Consider the following 16,537-nt stretch of genomic DNA (forward strand, 5'->3'; position numbering starts at 1 on the left):
CCGGGGTCAGACCGCAATCTTGCGGTGACGGATCGGTGCTCCGAATGTCAGGCTCGCGGCCGCATCGATGATGGTGTTCGCATCCAGACCATAGTGCTTGTAGAGGTCACCGATGGTTCCGGTCTGGCCGAAATGCTGGACGCCGAGCGCTTCCACACGATGACCGTGCACACTGCCCAGCCATGCCAGCGTTGCAGGATGGCCATCGACCACCGTGATCAATCCGCAGTCACGCGGCAGCGGAGCCAATAACTGCTCGATATGGCTTGGTTCGCGCGGACCACCATTGCGGCGACGTTTGCGCGACGCCGTCCAACCTCCGTGCAGCCGGTCTGCCGATGTGATCGCGAGCAAGCCAATGTCCCGGCGATCTTCGCCGAGGAAGCCCGTCGCCTCGATCGCTTCTGGGGCCACTGCGCCGGTATAGGCGATCACCAGTTCAGCATTCGGACCAGGCTTGCGCAGCCAATAAGCGCCCGCGGTAATATCGTTCTCTAGCTCAGGCGTCATCGTTCGCTGAACCTGATCGAGCGTTCGCGTGGAGAGTCGGAGATAGACCGAACCGCCGTCCTCATCGCGTTGCATGTGCTCGAAGCCCCAGCGCATGATGACAGCGAGCTCGTCCACAAACGCCGGCTCGAATGATGCCAGACCATCCTGTGCCATGCCGATCAAGGGCGTTGCGATCGATTGATGCGCGCCGCCTTCCGGCGCGAGCGTAATGCCTGATGGTGTCGCCGCCACCATGAAGCGTGCATCCTGATAGCAGGCATAGTTGAGCGCATCGAGCCCGCGCTCGATGAAGGGATCGTACAATGTTCCGACCGGCAACAACCGCTCACCATTGATCGAATGTGACAGACCCAGCGCGGACAGCGCGATGAACAGGTTCATCTCCGCGATGCCGAGTTCAATGTGCTGGCCCTTCGGCGAGTAGTCCCATGCAAAGGTCGAGGGAATCTTCTCCTTGCGGAACAGGTCGACCTTCTCTGCCATGGCGAACAGACCGCGGCGGTTGACCCATGGGCCGAGATTGGTCGACACCGTGACGTCAGGCGACGTGGTCACGATGCGCTCGGCAAGCTTTGTTTCGCTGCGCGCAAGCTCGTTGAGGATCAGGCCAAACCCCTGCTGGGTTGACATCCGCGGCGTGAGCGAAACAGCCAAGCGTGCCGGCACTTCAACCTTTGGCGCATTGAGGCGCCGGGTACCTTCGCGGGCGAAGGCGACGTCCTTGAGGAATGCTTCAATACGCGCAGCATCCAGCGGCAATCCTTCCAGCCGATCCCATTCATGGCCCGGACGGATGTTCTGCGCTTTGCGGAACGCTTCCATCTGGGTAACCGTCATGAGGCCTGCATGGTTGTCCTTGTGGCCCTGGAACGGCAGACCGACGCCCTTGATGGTATACGCGATAAAGCACACCGGGCGATCGTGATCGATGGCCTCGAAGGCCTCGAGCATGCTCGCCATGTCGTGACCGCCGAGATTGGACATCAGCGCGAGCAACTGTTCATCACTGCGTTTCTCGATGAGTTTGGTGACAGCCCCTTGATCGCCGATATCGTCGAGCAAATGCTTGCGGAATGCGGCGCCTCCCTGGAAGCACAGTGCCGCGTACATCTGGTTCGGGCAGGTATCGATCCAGCGCCGCAGCGCCTCACCGCCTGGCTCAGCGAATGCGGCCTGCATCAGCTTGCCGTACTTCACGATCACCACGTCCCAGCCGAAGTTACGGAACATGGTTTCGAGCTTCTCCCACAGCCCTTCGCGGATCACGGCGTCGAGGCTCTGGCGATTGTAGTCGACGATCCACCAGGTGTTGCGCAGGCCCTGCTTCCATCCCTCCAGCAACGCCTCGAAAATGTTGCCTTCATCGAGTTCCGCGTCGCCGACCAGTGCAATCATGCGTCCTTCCGGACGGTCCTTCATCCAGCCATGGGATTTGACGTAATCCTGCACCAATGACGAGAACAGCGTCTGGGCGACGCCCAACCCCACCGACCCTGTCGAAAAATCCACATCGTCAGTGTCCTTGGTGCGAGACGGATAAGACTGTGCGCCCTTGAAGCCGCGGAAGTGCTCCAACTTTTCGCGGGTCTGGTGTCCCAGCAGATACTGGATCGCGTGAAAAACCGGGCTCGCATGCGGCTTCACCGCAACCCGGTCTTCCGGCTTCAGCACACCAAAATAAAGCGCGGACATGATCGTCGCGAGCGACGCCGAGGAGGCCTGATGGCCGCCAACCTTAAGACCATCCGAGTCAGGGCGAACATGGTTGGCGTGGTGGATCGTCCATGACGACAGCCACAGCGCCTTCTTCGCGAGAGCGGACAGAATTTCTAGACGGGACGGATCGATAGCCATAGCAGCACCAACGCAATGATTGAGCCACAACACTAGTCCTCGCCGATCGTCGAAAAATCTCAAATAATATCGACGAGAGCACGAATATTAGTATAAAATCTCAAAGAAATACACCCGATTGAGATTTTATCCCAATGACCGATCTGGATGCCATCGACCGAAAAATTCTTGCGATTCTGCAAGCTGATAGCCGGGTGACCATGCAGGAACTGGCAGATCAGGTCGGCTTGTCGGTTTCGCCATGTCACCGTCGTGTCAAGCTCCTGGAAGAACGCGGTGTCATCACACGCTATATCGCGATGGTCGATCAGAAGTCCGTAGGACTTCCTGTGAGCGTGTTCATTTCCATCAAGCTGGAACGCCAGAAAGAAGAAGACCTCAACCGCTTCGCGCGGGCGATTTCAAAATGGAACGAGGTCCTGGAGTGCTACCTGATGACGGGCAACCGCGATTATCTGTTACGCGTCGTCACCGCGGACCTGCCGTCCTATGAAGCTTTCATCAAGAACAAGCTGACGAGACTGGACGGGATCGCCTCGATTGAATCGAGCTTCGCACTCAGTCAGGTCAAATACTCGATCGCGCTGCCGGTCTAGAGCATACCAGACCAGCCTGTTTGCGATGTCGAGGCGAATTCGACATTGGTCTGATTTATTCCCAGTCCAATTCGTCGATAATCTGCTCTCTAATGATTTTGATGGAGTGTTCGGTCTGTCTCGCTTTGAGAACGGCCTGATAGGCCTCAATAATACGGAGGTCGTGGATGGCCATGGTGGCATTCCCAAGCCCCAGATCAGGCACAACGTCGTTCAGCACGACCACACCGTCGGCTGAACTTTCTACCTCGTACCGGACTTCGCTTTCGCCCGTTGCCAGTCGCATGAGATTCTCCTTCGCTGGCATCGTTAGGCGGACTAAGCTACCTACCTCTTAAATAAGGAACCCGTACAAATACGGGTTCGGCAAGAAAATGGGATTGAGTCGGAATGGGGTTTGCGGGCGGAACTGGCGCCGAGATCTACGTGGTCGATGACGATCCGGCGATCCGAAAAACTTTAACGGCTATTTTTTCGGCGAAAGGCTACGAAGTCGTCTGCTTCGCCGACGGCGCAGCGCTCTTGGCAACGACCAGACAGAAAACCCCGGCCTGCATTATTCTTGATGTCCATATTCCCGGCCGATCAGGCCTCGACATCCTGAAAGAACTCAACGCCGACGACTATCCGGCCCCCATCTTCATTATGTCCGGCCAAGGCGACATCGCTATGGCCGTTGACGCAATCAAGAATGGTGCGCTCGATTTCATCGAAAAACCCTTCCGTGGAAGTGTGGTGACCGAAAAGGTCCGCGATGCAATTGAGGCCTTCACCCGCAGGCAAGCAGCCAATCCAGCCACGAACTCCGCACGGTTTCATTTCCCTGGCCGCGAACCGTTGACCCGGCGCGAGAGTGAAGTTCTGGCGCAATTAGCGGCTGGTGCATCGAACAAGGAAGTCGGTCACCAACTCGGCATCGGCACGCGCACTGTGGAATTTCACCGCGCACGACTGATGGAAAAGCTCGGCGCCAGAAATCTCGCCGACCTGATGCGAATCTATCTGAGCGGAGCGTCCTGACCCACGCCGATCAATTCGCTTTATCAGCTCCATCGAGCGCGAGCCTGATCATTCGCGCAAGATCAGCCTTGCGATAAGGCTTCGCAAGTAAAAGAACGCCTGGGTCTAGGCGTCCGTGGTGAACGATCGCGTTTTCTGTGTAGCCCGACGTATAGAGAACCTTGAACTCACCGCGCAGCTTGCGCACCTCTTCGACCAGTTGCCGGCCGTTCATTGCACCCGGCATAATGACGTCGGTAAACAGCAAATCGATCGTTGGATCGCTGCGAATGGCGTCCAGCGCCTCTTCGGCGTTCGCGGCCGACAGCGTGCGATACCCCAAACTGCGCACCTGGGTGACCACATAGTTTCGAACGAGAAGATCGTCCTCCACCACCAGAACAAGCTCGTTGCCGCCGACGGCCTTCTCCACCGGATCGATCTCGATTGCCGTGGACGAGAGCGCCCTGCTCTTCGGCAGATAAAGCTTGATGGTCGTGCCGTGGCCTTCCTCGCTGTAGACCTTGATATGACCTTCCGACTGCTTGACGAAGCCGTAGACCATGCTGAGGCCAAGCCCGGTGCCCTTGCCGATGTCCTTGGTGGTAAAAAACGGCTCGAACACTTTGTCGATGAGATGCGCTGGGATGCCCGAGCCGGTGTCGCTGATCGCAATCAAGACATATTCGCCGGGCTTCACCTCGCTGTGCTGACCGGCATAGACCTCGTCAAGATAGCTGTTGATCGTCTCAATGATCAGCCGGCCGCCCTGCGGCATGGCATCACGCGCATTCAGCGCAAGGTTCAAAATCGCCGTGGTCAACTGATTGGGGTCGACATAAGCGAGCCACGGATCGTCGGCGAGCAGCGTCTCGATTTCAATCTGCTCACCAAGCGTCGGGCGCAGCAACTTGCTCGTGGTCAGGATCAAGGTGTTGACGTCGATTTCCCGCGGCTGCAATGGCTGCCTGCGTGCGAACGCCAACAAATGGCCTGTAAGCTCGGCACCTCGCGCGGCAGCCTCATCGATCATGTGCGCGATGCCGGCAAGCTCCGGACGATCGGCGACGCCTTCGGCGAGGATTTCGATGGTCCCAGTAATCACGGTCAGAATGTTGTTGAAGTCGTGCGCGACGCCGCCGGTCAACTGACCGACCGCATCCATCTTCTGTGCCTGACGAATTTGATTTTCTGCTGCTATCCTATCGGTCAGATCACGAATAAAGGCATTAAAGACAAGCCCGCCTCGGCGTTGAAACGCCGTCACACTGAATTCGACGCGCATCTCTGCGCCATCTCGTCGTTGCGCTTCGATCTCGAAACGATTTCCGTGCCTCGTGCCCGCATCGCGTAACATGCGCGCGAGAGCCTCTCTGTGATGTGCCCGATGGGTCTCCGGAACAATGAGCTCACCGAGATCGCGTCCAAGCGCCTCCTCACGCGACCATCCGAGAATCTTCTGTGCCTGCGAATTCCAATCGATGACAATTCCGACGTTGTTCATTTGAACGAAGGCATCGAGCGACGTCTCGATGATACCCAGCGCCATTCGCTCACTTTCCGAAAGCGCCTCCTGCGCCAACCGAACGTCGGTGAGGTCGCGCGCGATCTTGGTCGCTCCGATAATTTTTCCGTCGCGCGCTTTGATGGGAGAAACGCTGAGTGAAAGCAGGATCTCGCGTCCACTTTTGGCAATACGCACCGTTTCGTGCGGGCTAACGACATCCCCCTGGCGAATACCTTCGAGGATCACCCGCACTTCCGAACGGCGCTCCGCAGGTACGATAAGATCAATGCTGTTACCGATCGCCTCTTCGGCCGTGTAACCGAATAACCGCTCAGCAGCGACGTTCCAGCCGGTAATTATACCGTCAAGTGACTTTGTGACGATGACGTCGTTTGATGACGCGACCACGGCGCCGAAGAATTCTTCACGCTCCCTGTGCCGGTCGCGCTCCAAGGCAGCGTCTGATCGCTCCTTGTTCAAGAGGCGTGCAAGCTTGGCTTGCAATTTTCCGGTTTCCAGAAGCAACACTGCCAGCACGAAGCTCGCAGCGGCTAATCCGTAAATGCGCCCAAGATAAAACCCGAGATCAAACCGAACCTCATTGAGGATGGCCGATAGCGCGATATCAAAAAGCCACGCGCACATCACGACCATGAGCCAGACGTCGAGCACCGAATGCGGCCGACGCTTCCACAACACCACGAGCGCAGCCAGGCTCAGCAGCCAGACCGATGACACGATCCCGATCATTGTGGGCGTGTAGCGCCTCTCGTGCAGCAGGACAGGTAAGAAGTTGTGCCCACCGGTGACTGCCCACACGAGGATAACCACGACCGCACAGACTGCGATGACGCTTCCAAGAATGCTGCCTCGCACGGATCCTTTGATCGCAGCATCGCCATCCGGTGTTGACAGGCCGTAGCCGAGCACCAGAAGCGGAAACACGCCGTGCCAGCACATATAGAGCCAGACAGTGGTCTGTGATCCCGCGTTGAACAACCCTGTCGGCGCGAACAGCCCGGGAAACGTCAACGCATGCGCTACGGCAGCCAGCGCCGTAAACAGATAGCCGCTGGCCAGCAGCAGCAATCCACGCGAGCGCAAGGCATTGAATTGCCCAAACAGAAGAATGGCGGTGATAATATCGATGGCAGCAAGCGCGAACTGATAGCTTGCAACGAACGCAGGGAACTCGCCCGGCTTCGCCTTTGCAAAGGGCAGAGTTAAACCGAATAACGCTGCGAGGATGAAAACGACTGCAATCGCAAGCCTGCGGTCGAATTGCGAAGCCGGTAACGTCGAAGGAAAGCTTCCGCGGTCGTCGCTGTTCAGTAGTGCGTTCTCCGACACGGCGATGGACATTTTAGGCCTCGGATCACGCATTTCCATGCGTTGTATTTGGGAGAGCGGAAGCATCGGTGGGCCGATCGAGGCACTTGATCACGGCTGACATCAACTGGGCGGGCCGGAAGGGCTTCTGCAGGCTGTAGACCGCACCGAGCTTGGTCGCCATGTGGAGAAAATCGGGGGCAGGTCCGGTTCCGGTATAGTGACCGGAAATGACAATGATTGGCAAATCAGGAAGCGATTTTTTCACGTGACCGACAATTTCCAGCCCGTCCATGTCCGGCATGAACAGATCAACGATCAAAAGATCGAATTGTCCGGATTGAAGGAGCTGAAGGCCCTTTCGACCATTGTCGGCGAGAACGACGACATGATTGTCGCGCTTCAGCACAACCTCGATAGTCGCCCGAACCGCAGGATCGTCGTCAATAATCAGAACGCTTGCCACACCGCCCCCGGATCAGCAAAGGATCGGCGATAGTGTTGGCATATTCGCACATGCGGCGACAAGCCTCTTATCGCTGCACGATAGGAACAAGTCACGCTCGCACCGCTCAATCATCGCGCTATGTCGCATTGCCACATGCGCAGCGGCTTCTAAAATCGACCTTCAGGTAAACATGTCAGCCGTGATCCCCGCATACCACCCCATATTTTCCGTCTGCGTCTGCTTGCGGAGGTCCGCCGCCTCACCTGTCTGCGATACAAAGGTGGATGACGCGCCAATCTTGCCATCCTTCGCCTCGTAGGTGCCGCCGATTTTCACGCAATCATCCGCCGTGATCTGGCTCCAGCAGGTGTTGGTATAGCGAGCGGGGAATGTTCGTGCGGACGCGAGTTCTCCCCGGATCATCATGGCCGCGACCTTCGCCTGGCTGTTCGCCGAAAACGCCGATTTCGGCATATCACCGGGAATACAGGAATCGCCGACCACGTAGATGTTCGCATCGACGACGGACTTCATATTGTTCGGGTCGATGGCACAAAAACCGCTGGCATTCGCGAGGCCAGCATCGCGCGCGATGGCCCCGGCCATTTGGGCTGGAATGACGTTCACCAGCGCGGCGTTCTTGTAAGTTTCAAAACCTGTGACAACGGTTCCGCTCGCAGGATCGACCGACTTCAAGCCGTCATGCACCTTCGGACCGAGCCACTCGATCATGCCTTTGTAGTGCTTCTCCCAGCCCTCCTGAAACAATGCCTGCTTGGAGAAGTTTTCCTTTGGGTCAATGATGAAAATCTTGCATCGATCCTTGCCTGCGGCCTTAAGCGCAGAAGCCATCATTGAAACACGCTCATAAGGTCCGGGCGGACAGCGATAAGGATTCGGCGGCGCGACCATCACTATGACGCCGCCGTCCGGCACTGCATCGAGCTTCTTCTTCAACAATTGCGTTTGCGCCCCCGGCTTCCAGGCGTGCGGCATGCTTTCTTCGGCGGCCAAGGACCACCCGGGAACAGAGTCATATTTCAGATCGATACCGGGAGAGACCACGAGACGATCGTAGGGCAGACGAAGATCCCCCGCGAGCACGACCTCCCTTTTGTCGCGATCAATGGCCAGCGCGCGTGCCTTCACCAGCGCGATACCGTGGTTCTTGGTGAGCGTGGAGTAGTCATGCGTGATCGACGGGTAGTCACGCATGCCGCCGAGATAGAGATTACTATGGAAGCAAGTCTGGTAATTTGCGTTCGGCTCAACAAGCGTCACGGTGATGCCGCCCGCACTCTCCTTGGCAATGTATTTCGCGGCCGTCGCTCCGCCCGCACCGGCCCCAACCACCACAACGCGCGGTTTCGCCTGCCCGAGAACCGCGGGAGCGCCAAGCGCGAACACACCGGCGAACGTCGCCGTGCCAGTCAACATTTGTCTGCGATTGATGCCCATCATCCCCTCCGATCATTGAATGTCGTTCGAAAACGTCATTTCGGCGTGGGTGATAGTCCTCCAAAATAGGCCGCGAGTGCAGCTATATCGTCTGCGGCAAGTCGTCCCGCGATGGCCTGCATCACAGGGTTGTCCCGCTCTTTATTTTTGTAAGCAGTCATCACCGCGACAAATTGCGCCTCTGGCCAGCCGGTGATCGGCGGTACTCCGCCGGCTGCGGTTCCAGATGCCTGGTGACAGGCTACGCATTCAGCAGAAAGATATTGCCCCAATTCGCGGTCTCCCGCGGAGGCCACATCGAAAGCAAAACCCGCCAGTAGGAAAACGATCACCGCTGGCGGGTTCAGTAATTTCATCAATCCACCTTCGGGCCGGCTTTGTTGTCCGGCGTGACGTCAACCGACATTGCCCGCCCCGTGACTTTCGGCGCGCTGCGACAATCTTTCATGCACGGGTCTTTCTTCCAGAACTGCTTTTCGGCAGTCTCGCGATCATCATCGTAGAAGGCTTCTGCATTCGGCATCTTGATCGACGTAAAGTTCTTCTCGTTCAGCTCGAAATTCTCGTCCTTGATGATGTCGTTCATCGACAGGATATATGCAACCAGCGCGTATACGTCGTCATCGGATAAGGAGCGCGCGTTGCCGTAAGGCATCGCCCGGTGAATGTAGTCGTACACGGTTGACAGATCCGGCCAGAACGATCCCACCGTCTTATCAGGGCGATCCGCCTTCAGCGTTCCCGAGCCGCCTGCGAGCACAGGCCAGCGGCCTGCACCTTCGCCGAACTCGCCGTGACAGGTCGCGCACTGCGCCTGAAAGATTGCGTCTCCCTGCTTGACTGTACCTTTGCCTACCGGGAGGCCCTTGCCATCCGGCCGCACATCCGTGTCCCACGCCTTGATTTCTTCCGGCAACGCAGGACGACCAAGACCGAGCTTAGGTGAAGACGCCGCAGGCTGCCGTGCGGCAATTTGCTGCGCCGAAACGTAAGGCGTGAATGCCGCAACAGCAGCTCCGCACAACACAGCAGCGGCAAAGAATTTAACCAATTTCGACATTCTCGGTTTCTCCGCTCGAGCGAACCAGCCAGGTCTGGATGCCGTTGTTGTGGTAGATCGAGTTCACGCCACGCACCTTGCGCAACTCATCCTTTGTTGGTTGCACGTACCCGGTGGAATCCATCGCCCGTGACTGGACCATCAGCTCCTGGCCGTTCCAGTCGAAATCGACATAAAACCGCACGAGCGACTTATCGAGCACCGGCCCATCAATGCGCGCGGTCTGCCAGTTGCGGCCGCCATCCATCGACACATCGACGCGCTTGACCGTGCCACGGCCGGACCATGCAAAGCCGCTCAGCACATTCCGTCCCTTGTACTTCAGGGGTGCCTGCGGCGACGGATTGGTCACCACCGACTTCGCGTCCATGATGAAGGTATGCTTTCGCGAGCGGCCGTCGGCCAGAAGATCGGTATATTTCGAGGTCTCTTCGCGAGTCTGCCATGGCTGGTCACCTGCTTCGATGCGGCGAATCCATTTCACCCAGAGATTGCCTTCCCAGCCGGGAATAACTGCACGCAACGGATAGCCCTGTTCAGGCCGCAGCGCTTCGCCGTTCATGGCGAACGCAAGAATGACGTCGTCCAGCGCTTTCTCGATCGGCAGCGATCGATTCATACCGGCCGCGTCAGCACCCTCCAGCATCAGCCATTTGACATTCGGCTTGAGGCCCGCTTCGTCCAATAGCGTCTTCAACCGGACGCCGGTGTACATGACGTTGTGCACCATGCCGTGGGTGAACTGACAGCCATTGAGCTGCGCGCCGCGCCACTCCATTCCTGAATTGGCCGCGCACTCGAGAAAATGGATTTTGTTCACGCGCGGCATGCGCTTGATGTCGTCCATGGTGAAGACAAGCGGCTTCTCGACCATGCCGTTGATCATCAGGCGATGATCGGCCGGATTGATCTCTGCAACGCCACTGTGATGCCGTTCGAAGCACAGACCGGATGGTGTGATGATGCCATCGAGTTCGTGCAGCGGCGTGAAGTTCACCGAGGATTCTGCGGACGCCGTCAGCCACGAGACATCGCGACGAATGACGTTCTTCTCGAATTTCGACGGCATGCCGTAAGGACGCTTATCAACACCATCGCCGAGGTAGCGATTCCAATCCTGCACCTCGGTGATCAACGGATCAGGTTTCGCACCTTCGCCTGCAATAGCTGGAATGGCCGAAAGAACAGCACCAGCTCCGGCAATACTTGCTCCACCAAGAAAACGGCGGCGGCTGAGAATATCCGCAGATGATTTGTCACTCATGCGGCATCCTTTCTATTTATCCCAATATGTGAATATGTTGCGCGCAATTCGGCACGATGAATCGCCATGATCAGGCTCCCGTCACCTTCACCGCGGTGTTCGGTTCGATCTTCACTGTGCCCTGTTTCGAAATGTGAGATGCGACCACATCCCAAATCGGTGGGCCCTGCGTGTTTTGATTCACGCTTGCCCAACCCGAGACGGTGTAAGTCTTCGACGCTTCGATCGGTTTGCCGGACTTGAGATGCGTCAGTTCGGAGATGCGCGATCCCATCGGCTTCGACACATCGATCGCATAACCCATGCCGCCAATGCGAACCATATCACCGCCGCCCTGGAAGTAAGGATCGGGATGGAAGATGTTGTCGGCGATGTCTTCCAGCACGTCCTTGAGCTGGGCGCCGGTCATCTCGTTGCGATAGCAATTCGGATAGGTAATCGCGGTCTCGTTGGTGATGTCTTCCCAGGTGATGGCGTCACCTGGAATGAGCGTGCCGCCCCAACGGAAGCCCGGCGAGAGAGCGATCTCGACGTCGCGTTCGGACAGCATCGCATTGCAGATCAGATCATCGAATGTGCCGTTGAAGTTGCCGCGGCGGTACAGCAGCGAATCCGTCTTGCCGATGGTGCGCGCGAGATCCTTTGCGAACGGCGCCCTCACCTTCTCAACCAATGCGGTCATCGCCGCATCCGGTTTGATCGCATCCGAGAACACCGGCATCAGCTTGAAGCGAACGTCCTTGACCTTCTTGTCCTTCACCTCGATGTCGAGGCGGGACAGGAATTTTCCGTGCGAGCCGACAGCGACCAGCACTGTATCGCCGACACGGATGACGCCTGGCATCGCATCATGGGTGTGCGCGGTCAGGATAACATCGAGGCCCTTCACCCGGCCCGCGAGCTTGCGATCGACGTCGAAGCCATTATGCGAGAGCAACACGACGACCGTCGCGCCATCAGCGCGCGCTTCGTCGACCTGCTTCTGGATATCTTCCTCACGGATGCCGAACTCCCACTTCGGGAACATCCAGCGTGGATTGGCCACCGCCGTGCGCGGCAACGCCTGTCCGATCACCGCGACCTTCTCGCCGCCGCGCTCGAACATCTTGCGCGGTTCGAACACCGGCTCCTGCCACTCATTGTCGCGAACGTTTTGGGCAAGGAATGCGAACGGTGCCTTGTCGACGATTTCCTTCAGGCGCTCGTCGCCGTAGGTGAATTCCCAATGCCCTGTCATGGCGTCGAGCTTGAGCGCCGACATGATATCCACCATGTCCTGCCCCTTGGTCTGCAAAGACGCCCAGCTTCCCTGGAGAGCATCGCCGCCATCGAGCAACAGAACTTTATCTTCGCCGCGCTCAGCCCGCACCGCGTTCACGAGCGTGGCGATGCGATCCATGCCACCCATGCGCCCATAGTTGCGGGCCAGCGAGACGAAATCGTCCGCAGTCAGCGCGTAGGCATCGGCCGAGCCTGCAGCGACGTTGAAGTATTTGCGGAACTCATCGTCGGTGAGATGCGGCGGCAATCCGCGTACTTCACCAACACCAAGATTGACCGACGGCTCGCGGAAATACACCGGCATGAGCTGCGCGTGTATATCGCCAATATAGAGGATCGTGATGGTGCCGAGCGGATCAAAGCGCGTAATGTCCGCCTGCGTCAGACGCTGCTGCGCGGCCACGCGTCCCAACGACCCTGCACCGCTGCCAATCATCAATGCCGACGCAGCCGCCGTCGCCTGCAGGAATTCCCGCCTCGATATCATCGATCCACCCTTGGGCCTCTCAAACGAAGGCTATTTATCTTGAAGCGCTGCGAGCTTCCGTCGGCGCGCGATTCAAATCACGCGCCGGGAAGCCGATCATCAGGCAACAGTCAGCTTGTTCGTCGCTGTGTAGTCCGAGCCGTCGTCATCCTTCCAGGTGAAGGTGAACTCGCCGCTCTCGGACGCCTTGTAGAAAAACGACTGATAAGGATTCGCCGAGATGGCGGGATTCCAGTCGGCTTCGAACACCGTCTTGCCATTGAACGCCGCAGTGAACTTGTTGATGATCTTGCGCGGCACGATCTTGCCGGCGGAATCCTTGCGCTGGCCCGATTCCATTTCATGCGAAATGAGAGTCTTGATCTCGATCAGTTCGCCGGGCTTTGCGGTCGCTGGAACACGGACGCGAGGAGTAGGTTTGGTGGCCATGGGAAAATTCCTTGCCTGAATTGCTTGCTGTTGAACGTTGCTGGCGGGGCAATTAGCCGCCGCAGCCGCCGATGGTCACCTTCACGTTGGACTTGGCCATATGCAGGTTGCCGTTCGACATTTCGGCGATGCAAACGATGTTCTGGGTCTGCGCGAGGCGCATACGCGTCGAGGCCGATGCCTTGCCGCAAGCCGGCGTAAACCTGTAGGAGACGACACCCGGCAGCGGGTTGCCGTCTGCAAACACATGCACGGCCTTCACGTAATCCGAATCGGTCATCGGGCTCTCGACGTCGATATTGATCGGAACAACCAGGCCGTTTTCAGCAATCTCAGGCACGTCGAGCTTGATCTTGCCGCCGTCCATTTTCTTGTCGCCGTAGAGCTTCTTGATCTCGGCTGCGACCGCGGCTTCGTCCGCGAGGAGCATTTTCGGCGCGAGGAACGCCGCCAGTCCCGCAGCAGCCGCAAGCGTCAGCGCTTCGCGACGAGTTGGTTCAACCTGCTTGAAATTCATCGAAATTCCTCCTGGGACTTCTTCTTCGTCCCTGACGATAGTATCGCTTGACGATGGCGAGTGCGATCTATCATGATCTGGTCACATCATTATATTGTTTTTTTTGAATGTAAAGATGTCCGACTGAGGTAATGCCGCGAGACCGCACAAGAAAGACGGTCAGACGGAGTGGAGGGAGACGAATGAAACGGACCATCATCTGGCCGGCGATAGCCGTCGTCGCTGTACTTTTTGTGTCGAACTTTGGCGTTCGAGCTCAAGACGCAGCGGAAAAAGAGATCGAACGCTATCGCGAAATGATCTCCGACCCCATGTCGAATCCCGGCTTCCTTGCGGTCGATCGCGGCGAAGCGCTGTGGAGCGAAAAGCGTGGCACCAAGAACGTGTCCCTCGAAGGCTGCGACCTCGGACTTGGCGCCGGCAAGCTCGAAGGCGCCTTTGCAAAACTGCCACGCTATTTCGCGGACGCCGACAAAGTGATGGACCTCGAACAGCGACTGCTGTTTTGCATGCAGAATGTTCAGGGCCTCGACACCAAGGACGTCGTTGCCCGTCGTTTTTCCGGCCCCGGCAAACCGTCGGACATGGAAGACCTCGTTGCTTTCATTGCCAACAAGTCGAGCGGCATGAAGATCGATATTCCGCTCAATCATCCGAAAGAACAGGAAATGGCGGCGGTGGGCGAAGCGATCTTCTACACCCGCGGCGGCGTGAACGACTTTTCCTGCGCGACCTGCCATGCCGATGAAGGCAAGCGCATCCGTCTGCAGGGACTGCCGAAATTCTCAACGCCGGGCAAACCTGCGCAAGAGACGATGGGTGGATGGCCGACCTACCGCGTCTCACAAAGCGCCGTGCGCACCATGCAGCATCGCCTGTGGGACTGTTATCGTCAGCAGCGCTGGCCCGTACCGGAATATGGATCCGATGCACTTACCGCGTTGACGGTCTTCCTGCAAAAGCAGGCAGCCGGCGGCGAAATCAACGTCCCTTCGATCAAGCGGTAAGGAGCGCGACATGAAAACAATTTTGAAACTTGCTGCGCTCTCTTTTGCTGCCGGCACATTCGCAAGCCTTCCGTTTGCCGCCTCGGCGCAGACCGCGAGCAAGCCAGTCGATCCCGCCGTGGTCGAATCTTATCTGAAGTCAACCTTCGGCAAGGCACCGCCGGAATGGCAGGCACGCATTCAGCCGGATGAAACGCTGAAGACCTGCAACAAGTATCACAACGAAGTACCCTCCGCTGAAGCCGACAAGATCACGGCGCGCGAGCTCGCGCGTGTGGTCTATCCCGCTGATGGAAAGCTGCTTGGCGATTGGAAGGAAGGCGCGAAGATCGCTAACAACGGCCGCGGCGGACAGTTCTCCGATCCGCCAGATACCGTGAGCGGTGGCAACTGCTACGCCTGCCATCAAATGGAGCAGAAAGAACTGAGCTTCGGCACGCTCGGCCCAAGCCTTACGAATTATGGCAAGGACCGCAAATACGATCAGGAAGCAATCAAGAACGCTTATACCAAGGTCTACGATTCGCAAGCCCTCTACGCGTGTTCGAACATGCCGCGCTTCGGCGTCAACAAGGTGCTGAGCGAGCAGCAGATCAAGGACATCATCGCGTTCCTGTTCGATCCGGAATCTCCGGTCAACAAGTAAGCGGTCGTAACATCCCTACATGGAGTGAGAGATGAGGTTGCAACACCTGCTCGCTGTGTCGGCGCTCTGCGTCCTCATCTCGTCTCCGGTGCGGGCACAAGACGCGACCGTCACTTACAAGTCGCTCGGCCTAGAGCTGGCGCTGGATGCCGCCCGTGCAGCCCTCGCCGATTGTCAGAAGCGCGGCTATCAGGTTGCCGTTTCTGTGGTCGATCGTTTCGGAACGCCACAGGTTCTGTTGCGCGACCGTTTTGCCGGTCCTCACACGCCGCCCACCGCAACCGGCAAAGCATGGACAGCTGCAACATTCCGCAACAGCACATCCGAGCTTAATAACATCAGCCAGCCCGGCATGATGCAGGCGGGCCTGCGCAATCTGCCGAATGTGGTGATTATCGGCGGCGGCCTGATGATCGAGGGCGGCGGTTCAACGCTCGGCGCCATCGGTGTGTCCGGTGCACCGGGTGGCGACGCCGATGAAGCCTGCGCCAAGGCGGGCGTCGCAGCGATTCAGGACAAGCTGGATTTCTAAACGTCGTGCAAAGAGGCAGGATCACACCTGCTTCTTGAGCCATTCCGGGAACGGCGCGTAGTCATAGCCCTTTTCGCGCACGTAACGGAACATCGCGAGAAACTCCGTGGGCTCCAAGAGCCCTGGCATGCGGACCACCTCGCGTGCCTGACCATTCAAGGCCGCAAGCCCCGTGGTTGTTTCCGGGAAGAACTGGATCGTGGGCGTGAAGCGAATTCCATAGGCTTCACCAAACGCCTTCTCGCTGCGCTTACGGCCATCGAAATCGGTCACTTCGCGCGAACCTATATGGTTGAGGTGCAGAACCTCGAAATTGTCGCGGATATAGCTCTCGATCTTCGGGTCCATCATGTGGACCTCGTGCATCCGCTTACAGGCTGGGCAACCCTTCAACCCCCACATGATCGCGAAGCGCTTGCCCTTTGCTGTGGCGCCGGTGAGATCCTCGGACACGTCGAGGAAACTCTCCAGATACCAATCCATCTGATAGAGCCCGTCGTCGCTTAGTGTGGCCTTCGCAAATGCCGGCGCAGCTCGCAGACTTAACGCTCCAAGACCAAGCGCGGCGACAGCCTGTCGTCTCGTCAGGTAGCCCCTTTGTATCGACACG

The 16,537-nt window shown here is 57.9% G+C and carries 17 protein-coding genes; 5 read left to right on the forward strand and 12 right to left on the reverse strand.

The genetic code is table 11. From position 1 onward, the window contains the following. Positions 1-6: 6 nt before the first annotated feature. Positions 7-2,367 carry a transketolase gene (locus tag ACZ5C3_RS21540; protein WP_464032872.1) on the reverse strand — a complete coding sequence of 787 codons (2,361 nt, stop codon included), beginning with the start codon at positions 2,365-2,367 and terminating at the stop codon, positions 7-9. 134 nt (positions 2,368-2,501) lie between these two features. Here ACZ5C3_RS21540 and ACZ5C3_RS21545 point away from each other — a divergent pair, with 134 nt between their 5' ends. Beyond that, the gene (locus tag ACZ5C3_RS21545; protein WP_464032874.1) at positions 2,502-2,963 is read left to right on the forward strand and encodes an Lrp/AsnC family transcriptional regulator; all 462 of its coding nucleotides are present in this window, start codon (positions 2,502-2,504) and stop codon (positions 2,961-2,963) included. A 55-nt stretch (positions 2,964-3,018) separates the two neighbouring features. On the opposite strand, the gene ACZ5C3_RS21550 is transcribed toward ACZ5C3_RS21545, so the two are convergent. Further along, positions 3,019-3,249: a hypothetical protein gene (locus ACZ5C3_RS21550; RefSeq protein ID WP_464032876.1), complete on the reverse strand. Its 231-nt coding sequence runs from the start codon at positions 3,247-3,249 to the stop codon at positions 3,019-3,021. Between the two features lie 104 nt (positions 3,250-3,353). Between ACZ5C3_RS21550 and ACZ5C3_RS21555 the strand changes: the two genes are divergently transcribed. Then, positions 3,354-3,983, forward strand: a complete 630-nt coding sequence (locus ACZ5C3_RS21555; RefSeq protein WP_464032877.1) for a response regulator transcription factor — start codon at positions 3,354-3,356, stop codon at positions 3,981-3,983. A 10-nt stretch (positions 3,984-3,993) separates the two neighbouring features. Here ACZ5C3_RS21555 and ACZ5C3_RS21560 read toward each other — a convergent pair whose 3' ends face one another. The 9 genes from ACZ5C3_RS21560 to soxY all read right to left on the reverse strand — a co-directional run bounded on the left by ACZ5C3_RS21560 (position 3,994) and on the right by soxY (position 13,742). Continuing rightward, on the reverse strand, positions 3,994-6,831 hold the full coding sequence (locus ACZ5C3_RS21560) for a PAS domain S-box protein (protein ID WP_464032879.1): 2,838 nt from the start codon (positions 6,829-6,831) through the stop codon (positions 3,994-3,996). Between the two features lie 13 nt (positions 6,832-6,844). Beyond that, entirely contained in the window at positions 6,845-7,264 is a 420-nt protein-coding gene (locus tag ACZ5C3_RS21565; RefSeq protein ID WP_464032880.1) for a response regulator, read from the reverse strand. Between the two features lie 162 nt (positions 7,265-7,426). Then, positions 7,427-8,704, reverse strand: a complete 1,278-nt coding sequence (locus tag ACZ5C3_RS21570; RefSeq protein WP_464032882.1) for an FCSD flavin-binding domain-containing protein — start codon at positions 8,702-8,704, stop codon at positions 7,427-7,429. 35 nt (positions 8,705-8,739) lie between these two features. After that, on the reverse strand, positions 8,740-9,060 hold the full coding sequence (locus ACZ5C3_RS21575) for a c-type cytochrome (RefSeq protein WP_464032884.1): 321 nt from the start codon (positions 9,058-9,060) through the stop codon (positions 8,740-8,742). After that, positions 9,060-9,764 (reverse strand): c-type cytochrome, encoded by a 705-nt coding sequence (locus tag ACZ5C3_RS21580; RefSeq protein WP_464032886.1) that lies wholly within the window; start codon positions 9,762-9,764, stop codon positions 9,060-9,062. Before ACZ5C3_RS21580 ends, ACZ5C3_RS21575 begins: the two co-directional genes overlap by 1 nt. Next, positions 9,748-11,028, reverse strand: a complete 1,281-nt coding sequence (gene soxC, locus ACZ5C3_RS21585) for a sulfite dehydrogenase (RefSeq protein ID WP_464032887.1) — start codon at positions 11,026-11,028, stop codon at positions 9,748-9,750. The genes ACZ5C3_RS21580 and soxC overlap by 17 nt, the downstream gene beginning before the upstream one ends. 70 nt (positions 11,029-11,098) lie before the next feature. Further along, positions 11,099-12,796, reverse strand: a complete 1,698-nt coding sequence (gene soxB, locus ACZ5C3_RS21590) for a thiosulfohydrolase SoxB (RefSeq protein WP_464044262.1) — start codon at positions 12,794-12,796, stop codon at positions 11,099-11,101. A 99-nt stretch (positions 12,797-12,895) separates the two neighbouring features. Beyond that, on the reverse strand, positions 12,896-13,225 hold the full coding sequence (gene soxZ, locus ACZ5C3_RS21595) for a thiosulfate oxidation carrier complex protein SoxZ (protein WP_464032888.1): 330 nt from the start codon (positions 13,223-13,225) through the stop codon (positions 12,896-12,898). A 52-nt stretch (positions 13,226-13,277) separates the two neighbouring features. Further along, a complete protein-coding gene (gene soxY, locus ACZ5C3_RS21600; protein ID WP_464044263.1) occupies positions 13,278-13,742 on the reverse strand; it encodes a thiosulfate oxidation carrier protein SoxY in 465 nt (154 codons plus the stop codon). Positions 13,743-13,924: 182 nt separating this feature from the next. Between soxY and soxA the strand changes: the two genes are divergently transcribed. The 3 genes from soxA to ACZ5C3_RS21615 are packed head-to-tail and all read left to right on the forward strand — an operon-like array spanning position 13,925 to position 15,927. Further along, positions 13,925-14,749, forward strand: a complete 825-nt coding sequence (gene soxA, locus ACZ5C3_RS21605) for a sulfur oxidation c-type cytochrome SoxA (RefSeq protein ID WP_464044264.1) — start codon at positions 13,925-13,927, stop codon at positions 14,747-14,749. A 10-nt stretch (positions 14,750-14,759) separates the two neighbouring features. Further along, on the forward strand, positions 14,760-15,395 hold the full coding sequence (gene soxX, locus ACZ5C3_RS21610; RefSeq protein ID WP_464044265.1) for a sulfur oxidation c-type cytochrome SoxX: 636 nt from the start codon (positions 14,760-14,762) through the stop codon (positions 15,393-15,395). Between the two features lie 31 nt (positions 15,396-15,426). Then, on the forward strand, positions 15,427-15,927 hold the full coding sequence (locus tag ACZ5C3_RS21615) for a GlcG/HbpS family heme-binding protein (RefSeq protein ID WP_464032892.1): 501 nt from the start codon (positions 15,427-15,429) through the stop codon (positions 15,925-15,927). A gap of 21 nt (positions 15,928-15,948) precedes the next feature. Here the strand turns inward: ACZ5C3_RS21615 and ACZ5C3_RS21620 are convergent, their stop codons facing one another. Then, complete coding sequence (locus tag ACZ5C3_RS21620; protein ID WP_464032894.1) at positions 15,949-16,536, reverse strand: SoxW family protein; 588 nt, start codon at positions 16,534-16,536, stop codon at positions 15,949-15,951. Position 16,537 lies beyond the last annotated feature (1 nt).

The organism is Afipia dichlorophenoxyacetatis, assembly GCF_055386385.1.